Origin of the sequence: Nocardioides sp. Root1257 (genome assembly GCF_001425175.1) — a bacterium.
Taxonomy (GTDB): Bacteria; Actinomycetota; Actinomycetes; order Propionibacteriales; family Nocardioidaceae; genus Nocardioides.
Window position 1 is genome coordinate 26434 of record NZ_LMDV01000010.1, and the last position, 16292, is coordinate 42725.

Annotated in this window: 19 protein-coding genes and 3 tRNA genes; 8 read left to right on the forward strand and 14 right to left on the reverse strand. The window is 71.7% G+C overall.

The window, feature by feature from the left end; genetic code table 11:
• Nucleotides 1–27: 27 nt before the first annotated feature.
• The 4 genes from rplK to ASC77_RS19025 all read right to left on the reverse strand — a co-directional run bounded on the left by rplK (nucleotide 28) and on the right by ASC77_RS19025 (nucleotide 1955).
• Complete coding sequence (rplK, locus tag ASC77_RS19010) at nucleotides 28–456, reverse strand: 50S ribosomal protein L11 (protein WP_056156689.1); 429 nt, start codon at nucleotides 454–456, stop codon at nucleotides 28–30.
• A 238-nt stretch (nucleotides 457–694) separates the two neighbouring features.
• Complete coding sequence (nusG, locus tag ASC77_RS19015; protein WP_414813200.1) at nucleotides 695–1384, reverse strand: transcription termination/antitermination protein NusG; 690 nt, start codon at nucleotides 1382–1384, stop codon at nucleotides 695–697.
• 210 nt (nucleotides 1385–1594) lie between these two features.
• Nucleotides 1595–1843 carry a preprotein translocase subunit SecE gene (gene secE, locus ASC77_RS19020; RefSeq protein ID WP_056157209.1) on the reverse strand — a complete coding sequence of 83 codons (249 nt, stop codon included), beginning with the start codon at nucleotides 1841–1843 and terminating at the stop codon, nucleotides 1595–1597.
• A gap of 39 nt (nucleotides 1844–1882) precedes the next feature.
• A tRNA-Trp gene (locus ASC77_RS19025) sits at nucleotides 1883–1955 on the reverse strand.
• A gap of 160 nt (nucleotides 1956–2115) precedes the next feature.
• On the opposite strand from ASC77_RS19025, the gene ASC77_RS19030 reads away from it, so the two are divergent.
• Genes ASC77_RS19030 through ASC77_RS19045 form a run of 4 tightly spaced genes read left to right on the forward strand, consistent with a single transcriptional unit; the run spans nucleotide 2116 to nucleotide 5425 of the window.
• Nucleotides 2116–3408, forward strand: coding sequence for an aminotransferase class I/II-fold pyridoxal phosphate-dependent enzyme (locus ASC77_RS19030; protein WP_056156691.1), 1293 nt, complete (start codon nucleotides 2116–2118; stop codon nucleotides 3406–3408).
• Between the two features lie 11 nt (nucleotides 3409–3419).
• Nucleotides 3420–4436 carry an adenosine deaminase gene (locus tag ASC77_RS19035; RefSeq protein ID WP_056156693.1) on the forward strand — a complete coding sequence of 339 codons (1017 nt, stop codon included), beginning with the start codon at nucleotides 3420–3422 and terminating at the stop codon, nucleotides 4434–4436.
• A gap of 13 nt (nucleotides 4437–4449) precedes the next feature.
• Complete coding sequence (locus ASC77_RS19040) at nucleotides 4450–4995, forward strand: DUF4190 domain-containing protein (protein ID WP_056156695.1); 546 nt, start codon at nucleotides 4450–4452, stop codon at nucleotides 4993–4995.
• 4 nt (nucleotides 4996–4999) lie between these two features.
• A complete protein-coding gene (locus ASC77_RS19045) occupies nucleotides 5000–5425 on the forward strand; it encodes a hypothetical protein (RefSeq protein ID WP_056156697.1) in 426 nt (141 codons plus the stop codon).
• A gap of 3 nt (nucleotides 5426–5428) precedes the next feature.
• Here the strand turns inward: ASC77_RS19045 and ASC77_RS19050 are convergent, their stop codons facing one another.
• The 3 genes from ASC77_RS19050 to ASC77_RS19060 are packed head-to-tail and all read right to left on the reverse strand — an operon-like array spanning nucleotide 5429 to nucleotide 7238.
• Nucleotides 5429–6451 (reverse strand): UDP-N-acetylmuramate dehydrogenase, encoded by a 1023-nt coding sequence (locus ASC77_RS19050; protein ID WP_056156699.1) that lies wholly within the window; start codon nucleotides 6449–6451, stop codon nucleotides 5429–5431.
• Nucleotides 6448–6843 carry a MaoC/PaaZ C-terminal domain-containing protein gene (locus ASC77_RS19055; protein WP_056156701.1) on the reverse strand — a complete coding sequence of 132 codons (396 nt, stop codon included), beginning with the start codon at nucleotides 6841–6843 and terminating at the stop codon, nucleotides 6448–6450. Before ASC77_RS19055 ends, ASC77_RS19050 begins: the two co-directional genes overlap by 4 nt.
• Nucleotides 6840–7238, reverse strand: coding sequence for an FAS1-like dehydratase domain-containing protein (locus ASC77_RS19060; RefSeq protein ID WP_056156703.1), 399 nt, complete (start codon nucleotides 7236–7238; stop codon nucleotides 6840–6842). The genes ASC77_RS19055 and ASC77_RS19060 overlap by 4 nt, the downstream gene beginning before the upstream one ends.
• Before the next feature lie 17 nt (nucleotides 7239–7255).
• Between ASC77_RS19060 and ASC77_RS19065 the strand changes: the two genes are divergently transcribed.
• Nucleotides 7256–8218, forward strand: a complete 963-nt coding sequence (locus ASC77_RS19065; protein ID WP_056156705.1) for a hypothetical protein — start codon at nucleotides 7256–7258, stop codon at nucleotides 8216–8218.
• Between the two features lie 22 nt (nucleotides 8219–8240).
• On the opposite strand, the gene ASC77_RS19070 is transcribed toward ASC77_RS19065, so the two are convergent.
• Nucleotides 8241–8870, reverse strand: coding sequence for a DJ-1/PfpI family protein (locus tag ASC77_RS19070; protein ID WP_056156708.1), 630 nt, complete (start codon nucleotides 8868–8870; stop codon nucleotides 8241–8243).
• 84 nt (nucleotides 8871–8954) lie between these two features.
• On the opposite strand from ASC77_RS19070, the gene ASC77_RS19075 reads away from it, so the two are divergent.
• Nucleotides 8955–10292 carry a PLP-dependent aminotransferase family protein gene (locus ASC77_RS19075; RefSeq protein WP_056156710.1) on the forward strand — a complete coding sequence of 446 codons (1338 nt, stop codon included), beginning with the start codon at nucleotides 8955–8957 and terminating at the stop codon, nucleotides 10290–10292.
• 89 nt (nucleotides 10293–10381) lie between these two features.
• On the opposite strand, the gene rpmG is transcribed toward ASC77_RS19075, so the two are convergent.
• From rpmG to ASC77_RS19090, 3 genes are all read right to left on the reverse strand, one after another.
• Nucleotides 10382–10552, reverse strand: coding sequence for a 50S ribosomal protein L33 (gene rpmG, locus ASC77_RS19080; protein WP_056156712.1), 171 nt, complete (start codon nucleotides 10550–10552; stop codon nucleotides 10382–10384).
• 48 nt (nucleotides 10553–10600) lie between these two features.
• Nucleotides 10601–10674 (reverse strand) — tRNA-Met (locus ASC77_RS19085).
• Between the two features lie 55 nt (nucleotides 10675–10729).
• Nucleotides 10730–10802 (reverse strand) — tRNA-Thr (locus tag ASC77_RS19090).
• A gap of 30 nt (nucleotides 10803–10832) precedes the next feature.
• Here ASC77_RS19090 and ASC77_RS19095 point away from each other — a divergent pair.
• Nucleotides 10833–11642, forward strand: coding sequence for a thioesterase family protein (locus ASC77_RS19095; RefSeq protein ID WP_200945055.1), 810 nt, complete (start codon nucleotides 10833–10835; stop codon nucleotides 11640–11642).
• Between the two features lies 1 nt (nucleotide 11643).
• On the opposite strand, the gene ASC77_RS19100 is transcribed toward ASC77_RS19095, so the two are convergent.
• Genes ASC77_RS19100 through ASC77_RS19110 form a run of 3 tightly spaced genes read right to left on the reverse strand, consistent with a single transcriptional unit; the run spans nucleotide 11644 to nucleotide 14698 of the window.
• The gene (locus ASC77_RS19100; protein ID WP_056156714.1) at nucleotides 11644–13041 is read right to left on the reverse strand and encodes an amidase; all 1398 of its coding nucleotides are present in this window, start codon (nucleotides 13039–13041) and stop codon (nucleotides 11644–11646) included.
• A gap of 35 nt (nucleotides 13042–13076) precedes the next feature.
• Entirely contained in the window at nucleotides 13077–13457 is a 381-nt protein-coding gene (locus tag ASC77_RS19105) for a DoxX family protein (protein WP_056156716.1), read from the reverse strand.
• A 26-nt stretch (nucleotides 13458–13483) separates the two neighbouring features.
• On the reverse strand, nucleotides 13484–14698 hold the full coding sequence (locus ASC77_RS19110; protein WP_235547810.1) for an ROK family protein: 1215 nt from the start codon (nucleotides 14696–14698) through the stop codon (nucleotides 13484–13486).
• A gap of 88 nt (nucleotides 14699–14786) precedes the next feature.
• Here ASC77_RS19110 and zwf point away from each other — a divergent pair, with 88 nt between their 5' ends.
• Nucleotides 14787–16283 carry a glucose-6-phosphate dehydrogenase gene (zwf, locus tag ASC77_RS19115; RefSeq protein WP_056157212.1) on the forward strand — a complete coding sequence of 499 codons (1497 nt, stop codon included), beginning with the start codon at nucleotides 14787–14789 and terminating at the stop codon, nucleotides 16281–16283.
• Nucleotides 16284–16292 lie beyond the last annotated feature (9 nt).

Consider the following 16292-nt stretch of genomic DNA (forward strand, 5'->3'; position numbering starts at 1 on the left):
TAGCGGGCCAGCGCGGCCCTCCCACGGTCAGTCGGTCGTGACACCCATCGAACGGGCGGTGCCCTCGACGATCTTCATGGCTGCGTCGATGTCGTTCGCGTTCAGGTCGGGCAGCTTGGTCTGGGCGATCTCGCGCACCTGGTCCTTGGTCAGCTTGCCGACCTTCTCCGTGTGCGGGGTGCCCGAGCCCTTCTTCAGACCGGCGGCCTTCTTGATCAGCTCGGCGGCCGGCGGGGTCTTGGTGATGAAGGTGAACGAACGGTCCTCGTAGATGGTGATCTCGACGGGGACGACGTTGCCGCGCATGGACTCGGTCTGCGCGTTGTAGGCCTTGCAGAACTCCATGATGTTCACGCCGTGCGGACCGAGAGCGGTACCGACGGGCGGAGCAGGAGTCGCGGCACCGGCCTGGAGCTGCACCTTGACGAGCGCGGCGATCTTCTTCTTGGGAGGCATCGTGCTTCTCTTTCTGTCTCGTGGTCATGACGAGGAGTACGTCGTACGCCTCTGCCACCTACTGCTGGAGCCCGGTTGAGCGTGGGCAACCTGACTATTGTGCGGCGGTTCTCGAGTTCTGTGAAATCCGGATCCTCTGGATTTCGAGACGCGTCGCCCGCCCGCGCTTCGCGCGGTCGAGCCGAGCGCTCCTCAATCCCAGCGCGGGCTTGCGAAGTTGCCGGCTACGCCGGCGACTTCACACGCGCTGGATCTGCGAGAACGACAGCTCGACCGGGGTCTCGCGGCCGAAGATCTCGACGAGGGCCTTGACGCGCTGCGACTCGGCGTTGATCTCGGTGATCGTCGCGTGCAGCGTGGCGAACGGGCCGTCGACCACCATGACGGAGTCGGACACGTCGAAGTCGGCGACCTCGACCGGCTTCTTCGCCGCGGCACCGGACGAGGCGCTCGGGGTCCCGGCCGCGGCGGCCTCGGCCTCGGCGCGGGCGACGACGGCGGGGGCGAGCATGCTCTCGACCTCGGACATCGACAGCGGCACCGGCTGGTGACTGTGGCCGACGAAGCCGGTGACGGACGGGGTGTGCCGAACCGCGGACCAGGACTCGTCGGTGAGGTCCATGCGGACCAGGACGTAGCCGGGGAGGACGGTGCGCTTGACCATCTTGCGCTGGCCGTTCTTGATCTCCGCGACCTCCTCGGTGGGGACCACGATCTCGTGGATGTAGTCCTCCATGTTGAGGGAGATGATGCGGTTCTCGAGGTTCGACTTCACCCGGTTCTCCATACCGGAGTAGGTGTGCACGACGAACCAGTCACCGGGCTTGGCCCACAGCTCGCGGCGGAAGACCTCGAGCGGGTCGTTGTCGTCGGCGTCGTCGGCGGACTCGTCACCCTCGGGGCCCTCGTCGCCCTCGGCCTCGGACATCTCGATGCTCGAGGCGCCGTCGGCCCGGGTGTCGTCGAGACCCCGCGTCTCGTCGCTGTCCTCGTCGGTGACCTCGGCGTCCAGGCGCGGGTCTTCCTCGATCTCGGGGCCGTCGTTCGGCTCGCCGTACTGGTCCTCGAGGGTGGGCTCCTGCTCAGACACGTCCTGCTCCATCACGTTGGGTGCTGCTGTGGTCGATCCGCCGGTCGGTCAGGATGACGAGCCGCCCGAGAAGACCTCGAAGGCGAGCTTGCCGAAGCCCAGGTCGAGCAGCGAGACGAGCGTCATCATGAAGATCACGAACACCATCACCACGATGAAGTAGGTGATCAGCTGTTCCTGCGTCGGGTAGACGACCTTGCGGAGCTCGGCCACCACCTGGCGGTAGAACGTGGGGAGGCTGGTGCGCTTGTGGGCGCTGCCGCCCCGCTCACCGTGGACCGCCTTGCTGTCCGGCACTCCGGTCACACCCTCTCGATTCGTACCTGACTGACCTTGCAGGGCACGAGGGACTTGAACCCCCAACCTTCGGTTTTGGAGACCGATGCTCTGCCAGTTGAGCTAGTGCCCTCCGGTGGACCCTGCACCGCCGAAACCGTTTCCGGGCGCGGCCGAGCATCTGGCTGATCCACCAAACCCGGAGTCTACGGTCCCCGTGGTCGAGAGCACCAATCAGGTCTGTCCGCGGACCGGCGCGGTCGCGCGCGGGCCGGCTCTGACACGATGGGAGGGTGAGCGAGCAGCAGCCCCCCAACCAGCGACTGGCCGACCTGTCCCCCGCCGAGCTGGCCGCGTTCCGCCAGACCCAGCAGACGGCGTACGACGAGCTCGTCGCCGCCGGCCTCAGCCTGGACCTCACCCGCGGCAAGCCCTCGGCCGAGCAGCTCGACCTCTCCGACGCCCTGCTGACGCTGCCCACGACGACCACGACGCCGGACGGCGTCGACGCCCGCAACTACGGCGGCCTCGCCGGCGTCACCGAGCTCCGGGCGATGTTCGCCGAGCTGCTCGGCATCGAGCTCGACCAGCTCTCCGCGCAGGGCACGTCGAGCCTGACGCTGATGAAGGACGTCCTCTCCTACCTGTGGCTGAAGGGCGGCGTCGACTCCGAGCGGCCGTGGGCCGCCGAGGAGAAGGTCCGCTTCATCTGCCCGGTGCCCGGCTACGACCGGCACTTCACGCTGCTGGAGTGGTTCGGCATCGAGATGATCCCGGTGCCGATGACCGACGACGGCCCGGACGTCGACGCGGTCGCGGCCCTGGTGGCCGACGACCCCTCGATCAAGGGGATGTGGCTGGTCCCGACCTACGCGAACCCGACCGGGCAGGTCACGACGCAGGAGGTCGCCGAGCGCCTGGCGTCGATGCCGACCGCGGCGCCGGACTTCAAGATCTTCTGGGACAACGCCTACGCGCTGCACCACCTGACGCCCGAGGAGACGAAGAGCGCCGACATCCTGTCGCTCGCGGCGGTCGCCGGCCACCCGCACCGTCCCGTCCTCTTCGCCTCGACCTCCAAGATCACCTGGGCCGGCGCCGGCGTGGCGTTCGTGGGCGGCTCCCGGGAGACCATGACCTGGTACCACGCCCACCTCGGCCTCGGCTCGATCGGCCCCGACAAGGTCAACCACCTGCGGCACCTCGAGCTCTTCGGCTCGGTCCAGGGCGTCCGCGACCACATGGCCAAGCACCGCGCGCTGCTCGCCCCGAAGTTCGCCGAGGTGGAGCGGATCCTCTCCGAGCGGCTCGGCGGGCTCGGGATCGCGACGTGGGGCCAGCCGCGCGGCGGCTACTTCGTCAGCCTCGACGTGCTGCCCGGCACGGCGACCCGGGTCATCGAGCTGGCCAAGGCGGCCGGGGTCGCCCTCACGCCGGCCGGCTCGGCGTACCCCTACCGCCGCGACCCGGGCGACACCAACATCCGCCTCGCCCCGACGTACCCGACCCTGGGCGAGGTGACCGGAGCGATGGAGGCCGTGGCCACCTGCGTGCTGCTCGCGGCGGCCGAGAAGCTGGGCGGCTGACCACCGCCACCATGCGCGATCTCCTCACGCTCCCGAAGGCGCACCTGCACCTGCACTTCACGGGGTCGATGCGGCACTCGACCCTGCTCGAGCTGGCGACCCGCGACGGCATCGCGCTGCCCGACCAGCTGGTCGAGGAGTGGCCGCCGACCCTGTCAGCCGCGGACGAGAAGGGCTGGTTCCGCTTCCAGCGCCTCTACGACGTGGCCCGGTCGGTGCTGCGCACCGAGGACGACGTACGTCGGCTGGTGCGCGAGGCCGCCGAGGACGACGTCCGCGACGGCGGGCGCTGGCTGGAGATCCAGGTCGACCCCAGCGGGTACGGCGCCCGCTTCGGCGGCATCACCGAGTTCACCGACCTGGTGCTCGACGCGGTGCGGGACGCGTCGAGCACGACCGGGCTCGGGATGGCCGTCGTGATCGCCGCCAACCGCACCCGGCACCCGCTCGACGCGCGCACCCTCGCCCGCCTCGCGGGGCAGTACGCCGGACGGGGGGTCGTCGGCTTCGGCCTCTCCAACGACGAGCGTCGCGGCAGCACCGCCGACTTCGCGTCGGCGTTCCGGATCGCCGATCGCGCCGGTCTGCTGCTGGCGCCGCACGGCGGCGAGCTGCGCGGACCCGAGCACATCCGCCTCTGCCTGGACGCGCTCGGCGCGGACCGGCTCGGCCACGGCGTGCGCGCTGCCGAGGACCCCGCGCTGCTCGACCGCATCGTCGAGGCCGGCGTCGCGCTGGAGGTCTGCCCGGTCTCCAACGTCGCGCTGGGCGTCTACTCCGACCTCACCTCGGTGCCGCTGCCGACCCTGCTCGCCGCCGGCGCGACGGTCGCCCTGGGCGCCGACGACCCGCTGCTGTTCGGCTCCCAGCTGGCCGGTCAGTACGCCACCATGCGCGCCGCCCACGAGCTCGACGACGCCCAGCTCGCCGAGCTGGCCCGGATGTCGGTGCGGGCCTCCCGTGCGCCCGACGACACGCGCGCGGCGATCCTCGCGGACATCGACCGGTGGCTGGCGGCTCCTGCCTGACAGGATGTCGCGCATGACGACCGGTCCGGAGAACCCGTACGGCGAGCAGGACCCCTCCCCCTCGCCGTCCGACAGCCCGCCCCCGCCACCACCCGCCCCCTCGCCGTACGGCGCGCCCTCGCCGTACCAGCAGCCGCAGCAGCCGCCGTACGGGAACCCGTACCAGCAGCAGCCGTACCAGCAGCAGCCGCAGCCGCCCTACCAGCAGCAGGGCTACGGGCAGCCGGCGTACCCCTACGCGACGCAGGCGCCGCCGACCGACGGGCTCGCGCTCGGCTCGATGATCACCGGCATCGCTGCCCTCGTGCTGTCCTGCGCCTACGGTCTCGGACTGCTCGCGTCGCCGGTCGCGCTGGTGCTCGGCAAGGTGTCGCTCAACCGCATCAAGCGCTCCCAGGGCCAGCTCGGCGGCCACGGTCTGGCCCTCACCGGCTTCATCCTCGGCATCATCGGGACCGTGCTGCTGGTCCTCGCGATCGCGGTCCTCGTCGTCATCATCATCGTCGCGATCAACGACCCGAACGCCTTCGACGACGCCAGCGCGAGCCTGACAGGATGACGCCATGACGACCGGACCGGAGAACCCGTACGGCGCACCGCAGGAGCCCTACCAGCAGCAGCCGCCCCAGCAGCCGCCGCCGTACGGGTACGGCCAGCCGTACGCCTACCAGCCGCCGGCGCCCAAGCACCCCTCGGCGACGACCGCCATGGTCCTGGGCATCATCGGCCTGGTCGGGATCCTGTCGTGCGGCGGCGTGACGCTGGTGCTGTCCCCGTTCGCGTGGGCGATCGGCAGCCGGGCCGTCAAGGAGATCGACGCAGCACCGCCCGGCACCGTCGGCGGCCGCGACGAGGCCAACAGCGGCCGGATCATGGGGATCGTCGGCACGATCCTGCTGATCCTCGCCGCGCTCGCGGTGGTCATCCTGATCGTGGCGCTGGTCGCCGTCGGAACCAGCAGCAGCACGACGTACGACAGCGGCTACTGAGAGCTACAGCTCGCAGCCGACCAGGACCGGCTCGTTGACCAGCACGATCCCGAACCGCTCCGCCACGCCGTCGCGGACCTCCCGGGCCAGCGCGAGCAGGTCGTCGGTCCTGGCGCCACCCCGGTTGGTGAGCGCCAGCGTGTGCTTGGTCGAGAGCGAGACGCGCTCGGTGCCGTAGCCCTTCGCGAACCCGGCGTGGTCGATCAGCCAGGCGGCACTCGTCTTGACCCGGCCATCGGGCTGCGGCCAGGCCGGCGCGCCCTCGGGCACGGCGTCGGCGTCGACCACCGGGTTGGTGAAGAACGACCCGGCGCTCCAGGTGTCGTGGTCGGCCGCGTCGAGCACCATCCCCTTGCCGCGGCGCAGGCCGAGGACGGCCTCGCGTACGTCGCCGAGCGGTGCCCGCTCACCCAGCTCGACACCCAGGGCGCGGGCGAGCTCGGCGTACGCCACCGGTGCGCCGAGGTCGCCCTGGCGGAGCTGGAAGGACACGGACAGCACGACGTGGCGCGACGGGTCCTGCTTGAAGCGTGAGGTCCGGTAGCCGAAGCGGCAGTCGGCGTTCGCGAAGGTGCGCACGCCGCGCAGGGTCCGGTCCCAGACCCGCACGCGCGTAATCGTCTGGCTGACCTCCTGGCCGTAGGCGCCGACGTTCTGCACCGGCGTCGCCCCCACGGACCCGGGGATCCCCGAGAGCGCCTCGATGCCCACCCATCCGCGCTCGGAAGCCAGGGCGACGACGTCGTCCCAGCTCTCGCCGGCGGCGACGGTGACCGTGGCGCCGCCGCAGGTGGGCTCGTCGTCGGCCTCGATCTCGGCGCCGGTGGTCGCGACCTCGATGACCGTGCCCTGGAAGCCGCCGTCGGCGACCACCAGGTTGCTGCCGCCGCCGAGCACCAGGACCGGCTCGCCCGCGGTGTCGGCGTCGACGAGCGCGTCGGTCAGCTCGGCCTCGGTGGTGGCCCGGACCCAGCGCTCGGCCGGGCCGCCGAGCCGGAGCGTCGTGCGCTCCCGCAGCTCCGTCATCGTCCGGAGGCGCGCAGGACGGCCTTCGGCATGCCGAGCACCTTCTGCCCGGCGCAGGTGACCGTGAGCGACACCGTGGTCAGCCCGTCGGCGTCCTTCGCCTCCCCCGCGACCTCGATCTCGACGCCGCCGTCGGCGGGCACGACGACCGGGTTGGTGAACTTGCAGCCGAGGCTGACGACCTCGGCGCCGGGGTACCAGGTCGTGACGGCACGTGCGGCGAGCCCCATCGTGTACATGCCGTGGGCGATCACGCCCGGCAGCCCGACGCTGGCAGCCACGCTCTCGTCCTGGTGGATCGGGTTGTGGTCGCCGCCGGCCTCGGCGTACCGGACCAGGTCGGCGCGGGTGATCGTGTAGGTCTGCGTCTCCAAGGTCGGTTGAGCGCTCATGCCGCACCTCGGTGGACCAGGGTGGCGCTGGTCGTGCAGACCAGGGCACCGGTCTGGTCCTTGATCGCGCTGGTGGTGCCGATGATGTCGTTGCCCGCGATCTGGCGCAGCGACGTGACGGTGAGCGTCGCCGTCAGCACGTCGCCGGGGACCACGGGGCGCTCGTAGGCGAACTTCTGGTTACCGTGCACGATCCGGAAGAGGTCGACCGACACGGCCTCCAGGAAGGCGTTCATCGCGTCGAAGGCCACGACGATCGGGTACGTCGGCGGGGCGGCTCCCCCGGCGTACTCGCCGGCGGTCGCCTCGGTGAAGTCGCGGACCTTCTCCTCCGTGACCTCGTAGGGTCGCGTGGGTGGGAAGGTCCGACCGACGAGCTCTTGGTCGACTGGCATGCCTCCAACTTAGCGTTGTGCTCGCGCTCGTCGTGCTGGCGGTCGGCTGCACGGCGGCGGACCCGGGCGACCCGCCGCGATCAGCGCCGAGGACCCCGAGCGGCTGCGGGCCACTGACCTCCGAGAGCGTCTCCGGGCCGACGCCGGCGTACGTCGAGGGCGAGCCCGACCGGTTCCCCAACGACCACGCCGCGTGCGCCGCGACGTGGCTGGCGCTCGCGCGCAGCGGCTTCGTCGCCCAGGGCGTCGCGGTGCGCGGGCGGACGGCCTGGGTCAGCGGCTTCGACGGCGACGGCCGGGAGGGACACCTGTGGTGCACCGTGGTCCGGACCGACCTGCGGACCGGCCGCACGGAGGACCGCCGGGTGCTGCGGGACGTCGCGCTGCCCGACGGCACCCGCTCCTGCCGGCACGCGGGCGGGATCACGATCGACGGGCACGGCCTCTGGCTCGCCGAGGCCGCCCGGCTCTGGCTGCTCGACCCGGAGACCCTCGAGGTGCAGCACGCCTGGTCGCTGCAGGCGGGCGTCCGCGGCTCGTTCGCGGTCGTCGACGACGCGGGTCGTCTGGGCGTCGGCGCCTACCGCTCCGCCCGCCGCGGCTGGCTGGACTGGCTCGACCCCGACGCGCTCGTCGCCGGGAGCGCCACCGTCATCGACGACGGCGACGTGCTGGAGCACGTGGTCGGCCCGTCGCACACGCAGGGTGTGTTCTGGGGGCGTCTCGGCGCCCGGGAGCCGGGCCTGTGGTGGGCCCGGTCGAACACCCGCTGCGGGATCCTGGTCGGGCCGTCCGGTCGACGAGGCTTCGTCCCGGGGGCCGAGGGGATGGCGCCGGCCGGCCGCGACGGGATGTGGGTGGTCAGCGAGTCCGGGAGCCGGCGCTACCAGGAGGCGGGCGGGCACCCCGTCGTACCGACCCTGGTGCGGCTCGACGTCGCCGACGTACGCCGGTGGCAGCGGCCCGGTTGCGAGGTCTGACCGCCTCCCGTGAGCGCTCCGGTCAGGCCGATGTCATGGCCGACTCGCGCGTCGGCAGGTAGGGCGTGATGTTGCGCCATGCCCGTTCGATGTACTCCTCCTTCTCGCCGACGGGTGCGACGTAGTGCAGGGCGGCTCCGGCGGCTTCGGCGCCGCGGGTGCGGGTGATGAGCCAGGCCGCGAGGTAGTGGGAGGCGAGGCAGCCGCCGGCGGTGGCGATGTTGTCCTTCGCGAAGAACGGCTGGTTGAGGACGTCGACACCTGCGGCGACGACCCAGGGCTTGGTGGTCAGGTCCGTGCAGGCGGGGATGTCCCGCAGAAGTCCCAGCCTGGCCAGGACGAGCGCACCTGAGCACTGGGCAGCGATGAGCTGCCGGGACGGGTCCAGGCGCCCGAGCGTGCGCATGATCGACGGATCCTCGACCACCTCACGCGTTGCGATCCCGCTCCCGACGATCACGGCATCGGCGGCGACGGCCTCGTCGAGGGTGGACATCTGCTCGATGACCACTCCGTTCATCGACGTCACCCGGGGAGCTGGCGTCGCGATGGTGACCCGCCAGTCGTCGTCCTTGATGCGGTTCAGGACGCCGAGGGCGATGAGCGAGTCCAGCTCGTTGTAGCCCTCGAAGGTCAGGATGGCGATGTGCACGTCGGTCCTCTCGGTCTGTGGGTCCGCAACGGTAGGACCGATCAAGCAGGACAGTCCAAGAATTGTCATGCATACAATCGCTCGATGCCGGCACCGCGCTACACGTCACTCGTCGACTCGTACGCCGCCGCCATCCGATCGGGACGGCTTGCTGCGGGCGCGCGTCTGCCCACGCACCGGGAGCTCGCTGCTCGCGAGGGCATCGCGGTGGTGACGGCTACCCGCGTCTATGCCGAGCTCGAGGCCATCGGCCTGGTCAGCCGGGAGCAGGGCCGCGGCACCTTCGTGCGTGACCTCGCGCTGCCGATCGGCCACGGCATCGACCAGCAGGCCGTCGCCGGGGACACCGTCGACCTGAGCTTCAACTACCCGTCGCTGCCTGGCCAGGCCGACCTGCTGCGTCAGGCGCTCCGTGACGTCGCCGGCTCCGGCGACCTGGATGCGCTGCTTCGCTACCAGCCGCACGCCGGGAGACTGCAGGACCGGGCGACCATCGCCGCTCATCTGACCCGCCGCGACATCCCCACCAGCGCAGAGCGTGTCCTGGTCGTCAGCGGAGCCCAGCACGGCCTCATGGTGACGTTGATGGCAACCCTAGGCCCCGGAGACGTGGTGGCCGTCGACGCGATCACCTATCCCGGGTTCAAGGTCGTCGCCGCCGCCCTGCACCTCGAGCTCGCCGCGGTGCCGATCACCGAGCACGGGACCGACCTCGATGCTCTCGAACGTCTCTGCGCACAGCGTCCGGTGCGGGCGATCTACACGATGCCGACCCTGCACAACCCGCTCGGCACCGTGCTCGACGAGACGAGCCGTCAGCGACTCGTCTCCATCGCCCGTACCCACGGACAGCTGCTCATCGAGGACGCGTCCTACGCGTACCTCGAGGCATCGCCGCCTCCTGCCCTGGCGGCGCTCGCGCCGGACATCACCGTGCATGTCTCGGGGTTGTCGAAGAGCATCGCGACCGGACTGAGGGTCGGCTACGTGACGGCACCCGCCGCACTGGTGCCCGCGCTCGGACGTGCCATCCGCGCGAGCACCTGGAACACCCCTGCCCTCACCGTCACCATCGCCTGCCGCTGGTTGGCCGACGGCACCGTCGACGAGCTCGAGGCGCAGAAGCGACAGGACGCGGCCGAGCGTCAGAGCATCGCCCGCGGGGCGCTCCACCCGTTGCCCCACCTCAGCCATCCGGCGTCCTACTTCGTGTGGCTCCCCCTCCCCGAGGACGCCCGCGCCGACCGCATCGCCGCCGACCTCGCCGGGCAACGGATCTCGGTCTCCACCGCCGAGCCCTTCGCCACCACCAGCCACACCCCGCAGGCCATCCGCCTGGCACTCGGGTCGACCGACCTCAGCACCTTGCCGGTCGCCCTGCGGACCGTCAGGCGAACGATCGAGCTCGACGCAACGAGCTGAGAGGGCAACGTCTCAGAGCGGCACGACGCCGCCCCTGAAATGCGAACGACCCGCCCGAGAACTCGGGCGGGTCGTCGACGAAGCTGGGATCAGCGGGTCTCGCGGTGCATCGTGTGCTTGCGGTCGCGCGGGCAGAACTTCATCATCTCGAGCCGGTCGGGGTCGTTCCGCCGGTTCTTCTTGGTGATGTAGTTGCGGTCCTTGCAGTCCACGCACGCGAGCGTGATCTTGGGGCGAACATCGCTGCTCTTGCTGGCCACGGGAAGTCCTTTGTCGATTCGGGTGATGCTGGTCGTACGGGGTTCGAGTAGCGGGAGCGGGACTCGAACCCGCGACACCACGATTATGAGTCGTGTGCTCTAACCACCTGAGCTACCCCGCCAGGGGGACAGGGGCTCCCACCAGTCAGTCTACGACCGGCGGGCTCCCGCACCCAGAGCCCCTTTACGGAATCGAACCGTAGACCTTCTCCTTACCATGGAGACGCTCTGCCGACTGAGCTAAAGGGGCAACGACGGAGAACGATACACAGGGGGATGCGTGAACGAGAAATCGGCCCGGAACACCCCGTTCTACCGCCTGACGAGCACCTCGCGGAGTGGCTCCGACGACGCCGCCGAGGCCTTCGATTCACTCCCTGCGACGGCCGGCCCGTGGTCGCCGGACAGCCAGCACGGCGGCCCGCCGGCGGCCCTCCTGGCCCGCGCGATCGAGGGTCTGTCGGACGCCCGGATCGGCCGCTTCACGATGGAGCTCCTGGGTCCGGTGCCGGTGGGTCCGGTCGCCGTGAGCGCGTCCGTCCTGCGCGCGGGCCGGTCGGTCCAGCTGCTCGGCGCGGAGCTCCGTGACGTGTCGCGGGACCGGGTCGCGGCCACCGCCCGAGCCTGGATGTTCCCGCGCGCCGACGGTCCGGGCGGGGACCCGGAGCCGCTCCCGCACTCCCCCGCCGACGGCGCCGAGCAAGCCCGCCCGGACGGCTGGCACGGCGGCTACCTGGACGCGATCGAGTGGCGATGGGTCAGTGGCGGCCTCGACGTCCCCGGCACCGGCACGGTGTGGATGCGCAGCCCCGCGCTGGTCGAGGGTGAGCCGATCTCACCGGTGCAGCGGCTGCTGGCGTGCGTCGACTCGGCGTCGGGGGCGAGCGCCGCGCTCGACGTACGCGAGTGGGGGTTCCTCAACACCGAGCTGACCGTCCACGTGCTCCGGGAGCCGGTCGGCGAGTGGATCTGCCTGGACGCCGAGACGACCCTGTCCGACGGCTCGGTGGGCGTCGCGACCTCCGCGGCGTACGACGAGAGCGGGCTGGTCGCCCGCTCGGCCCAGGCGCTGCTGGTGGTGCCTCGGTGAGTCAGCGCAGGGACGGCCAGGGCGCGGCCCCCTCGAGCTCGTAGGCGAGCTCCAGGAGGGTGGCCTCGTCACCTGCACCGGCAGTGAGCATCATCCCCTGGGGCAGCCCCGCGGCCGTGGTTGCCAGCGGCAGGGAGACGGCCGGGTCGCCGGTGGCGTTCTGCCACGGCGTGAACGCGACCCAGTCCAGGATCCGCTCCATCACGACGTCGTACGACGCGGTCGGGTCGAGGTGTCCGACCAGTGGCGTCTCGTGGGCCAGGGTCGGCGACAGTGCGACGTCGTAGGTGCGGTGGAAGTCCGCCGACACGGCCGGGAGGCGACGCAGTCGGCGGATCGCGCCGGGCAGTCGGTGGATGTTGCGACGGCAGTGGCGGTCGAGGCCGAGCGTGAGGTTGTCGAGGCGCGACCGGTCCCACGTGGGGCCGGCGGCGCGACGGCCGGTGCGCACGATCATCATCGCGAGCATCGCCCAGTAGAGCAGGAAGTCGTCGGGCACGGTCAGCGGAGCGGGGTGCGCGACCTCCTCGACCTCGTGGCCGAGCTCCTCGAGCAGGTGAGCGGTCTTGAGGGTGAGCTCGACGACCTCGGGGGCGGCGGCGCGGCCGATGCCGGCGGTGTGCACGGCGACCCGCAGCCGCTTGCGACCCGGTCGGGTGACGTCGCCGATCGGAGGCAGCCGGAGCTCGCGGTAGACGCGCTCGGCCTCGCGGAGGAACGCGGCCGTGTCCCGCACCGAGCGGGTCAGCACGCCGTCCGAGACGATCCGGATCGGCATCTGCCGGTTCAGCTTGTCCTGGGCCAGCCGGTCCCGGGTCGGCTTGAGCCCGACCAGGCCGTTGACCGCCGCCGGGATCCGGATCGACCCACCGCCGTCGTTGCCGTGCGCGAGGGGTACGGCGCCCGCCGCGACCAGCGCCGCCGTACCGGCCGACGAGGCGCCCGCGGTCCGCTCGGTGTCCCACGGGGAGCGCACCGGGCCGAGCCGCGGGTGCTCGGCCGACGGGCTGAAGCCGAACTCCGAGAGCTGGGTCTTGCCGAGCGGGACCAGCCCGGTGGCCAGGAACATCCGGGCGAAGTCGCCGTCCACCGCGAGCGGATGGCCGCGGTAGGCGTCGCAGCCCTGCTGGGTGGGCATCCGGGCGACGTCGACGTTGTCCTTGAGGAACGTCGGCACCCCGGCGAAGAAGCCGCCGCGGGGGTCCCGGGCCTCGGCGCGGGCACGGTCGTAGGCGACGTGCGCGACGGCGTTCAGGTCGGGCTGGAGCCGCTCGGTGCGGCTGATCGCGGCCTCGACGACCTCGGGGATCGAGACCTCGCCCTCCTGGATGGCGGTGACGAGCCCGACCGCGTCGAGGTCACCGAGGGCGTCGTCACTGAAGGCGTGGACACGGCTCACGAGCCGAGGCTAGCGCCGCGGGGACGGCGGTTGGGTCAGAACGCCTCGGGACCGAAGCGCCAGTAGGCGAGCACCACGCACATCACGATCAGGGCGATGGTGCGCAGCGCGTCGGGGAGCAGCTCGCGCCGGCGCACGTGCACAACCAGGGCACCGACGGTCAGCACCGACAGGCAGGTCGCTGCGACGGGGGTGACGATGCCGAGCCCGACGAGGGGCGGCACGACGAGGCCGACGGCCCCGAGGACCTCGGCCCAGCCGAGGGCGCGCAGCTGAGACTCCGAGTAGTCCTCGGCCCAGGTGAGGCCCTCGGCGACGATCTGCTCGCGCGTGCGGGTCAGCTTGAGAACGCCGGTCCCGAGGAAGAGCAAGGCGAGGAATCCGGCGAGGATCCAGAGCCAGGTGTTCGCGTCCACGCGGCCGACCCTATCGAGGCCGCCACCTACGACGCAGCGGCCGCCAGGCGTGCGTCGACGGCCACCGGCGCGAGCACGTGGTCCAGCGCCAGCGCCGCGCAGCCCACCAGGCCGGCCTGGTCGCCGTGCGTCGCCGGCAGGAACTGCAGGTCGCGGGTCGCCAGCGGCGCGGCCAGGGCGTAGACGCTCTCCCGGATCCCGGCGACGTGGAAGTCGAACGCCGACGCCATGTCGCCGCCGATCACGATCGCGGCCGGGTTGAGCAGGTTGATCGCGATCGCCAGCACCTCACCGAGCTCGCGGCCGCTGTCCCGCAGCAGCCCGCGGGCGGTGGGGTCACCCTGCAGGGCGAGGGCGACCAGGTCGCGCAGGTGGCCGACCTCGTGCCCGGACTCGCGGGCGCGAGCGACCAGGGCCCAGCCGCCGGCGAGGGTCTCGAGGCAGCCGGTCGCGCCGCAGCGGCACGGGAGCCCGGCAGCGGCGTCGACCTTGGTGTGCCCGATCTCGCCCGCGGCGCCGAGGTGGCCGCTGAGCACCCGGCCGTCGGCGATGATGCCGAGACCCAGACCGGTGGAGGCCTTCACCACGAGCACGTCGTCGAGGGCGGCGGAGCGACCCAGGAGCTCGGAGCGCGCGAGCACGTCCGCGTCGTTGCCGACGAAGAGCGGTGCCCGGGTGACCCCGTCGAGGTACGGCGCCAGCTCGACGCCGTCCCAGCCGGACATCACCGGCGAGCCGATGCTGAGGCCGCGGACCGAGTCCAGGGTGCCGGGCAGGCTCAGCCCGATGCCGAGGACGGGGGGCTCCACCCCGTCGAGCAGGCCGGCGAGCCGGGTCGCGATCTCCGGCATCAGCTCGTCGGGGCCGACGCCGACCTCGTGGTCGCGGGAGTCGGATGCGATCTCCTCACCGTCGAGGTCCATCACGGCCAGCTGGCTGCGGGAGCGGCCGATCGCCACCGCGACCACGACGCCCGCGTGCTGGTTGAAGACCAGGGCGCCGGGTGGACGCCCGCCGGTCGACGCGAGCTCCTCGCCGAGGAGCAGCAGCCCGGCCGAGGTCAGCGAGCTGACCCGGGTGGTGATGGCGGTCCGGGACAGCCCGGTGAGGGCGCGCAGCTGCGACCGGGTGCTGGCGCGGCCGCTGCGCACCAGGTCGAGCAGCTCGCCGGCGGTGGCCGGAGCGGCACTCTCGCGCACGTCGGTGCGCGGCTGAGCGGCGCGGGTCGAGGTCTGCGTCACGGGCGTGAGCATAACGCGCCCTACTTTGATCGTGAAAGAACCTTAGTTGTGCTTGCAATGAGCCGAACTAGTTCCTACCGTGGACGACATGGACCCTCACCCCAGCCCGCACGTGCTGCCGGCCGCGTGCGACTTCACCGTCTTCGGTGGCACGGGAGACCTGGCCCTGCGCAAGCTGCTGCCGGCCCTCTACCACCGCGACCTCGAGGGTCAGCTGCCCGCCGACTACCGGATCCTCGGCGTCTCGCGCTCCGACCTCGACGACGCCGGCTGGCGCGCGGAGGTGCGCGAGGCCCTCTCCCTGCACGTCGACGCCGCGGACCTGTACGACGGTGCGGTCGACCGCTTCCTGGCGCGGCTCTTCCACCTGATGCTCGACGCCGAGGTCCCCGAGGACTGGGACCGCTTCCACGCGCTGCTCAAGGACCGGCCCCGCCCCGACGACGCGGTGCGCGTCTTCTACCTCGCCGTCGCCCCGAAGCTGTTCGGCTCGATCTGCCAGCGCCTCGACGAGATCGGCGTCGTCGACGAGCACGCCCGCGTCGTCCTCGAGAAGCCGATCGGCCACGACCTGGAGTCGGCCCGCGAGGTCAACGACGCCGTCGGCCGGGTCTTCGCCGAGTCCCAGATCTTCCGGATCGACCACTACCTCGGCAAGGAGAGCGTCCAGAACCTCCTGGTCACGCGCTTCGCCAACACGTTCCTCGAGCCGCTGTGGAACTCCCGCTGGGTCGACCACGTCGAGATCACCGTCTCCGAGACCGTCGGGGTCGGTGGCCGCGGCGAGTACTACGACCACGCGGGCGCGCTGCGCGACATGGTGCAGAACCACCTGCTCCAGCTGCTCTGCCTGGTGGCGATGGAGCCCCCGACGTACGTCGGCCGCGAGACCGTGCGCGACGAGAAGGTCAAGGTGCTCCAGGCACTGCGACCGATGGGACCGACCGACGTCGACCAGGACACCGTCCGTGGTCGCTACGAGGCAGGACTCGTCGACGGCACCGCCGTGCCGTCGTACGCCGAGGACCTGGGTCACGGGGGGTCTCGGACCGAGACCTTCGTGGCCCTCAAGACCGAGGTGCAGAACTGGCGATGGGCCGGGGTGCCGTTCTACCTGCGCACCGGCAAGAGGATGGATCGACGGGCGTCCGAGATCGTGGTGGTCTTCAAGGAGCCGCCGCACTCGATGTTCCCCGGGGCCGAGGGCGTCACCGCGCCGAACCGGCTGCACATCCTGGTCCAGCCCGACGAGGGCATGCGCCTGCACCTCACCGCCAAGGAGCCCGGGCCCGGGGGCTACCGCCTCCGGCCGGTCTCCTTGGACCTCAGCTACGCGACCGCGTTCGACGAGCGGCTGCCGGACGCCTACGAGCGTCTGCTGATGGACGTCATCAAGGGCAACCCCACGCTCTTCATGCGCCGCGACGAGGTCGAGGCGGCCTGGACCTGGACCGAGCCGATCCTGCGTCGCTGGGCGGCGACGCCCGAGCGGCCGCGGAAGTACCCGGCCGGCACGACCGGTCCGACCGCCGCCGCGATGCTCCTCGAGCGGGACGGCCGAACCTGGCAGGAGCCCGACCAGTGACCCCTCCCC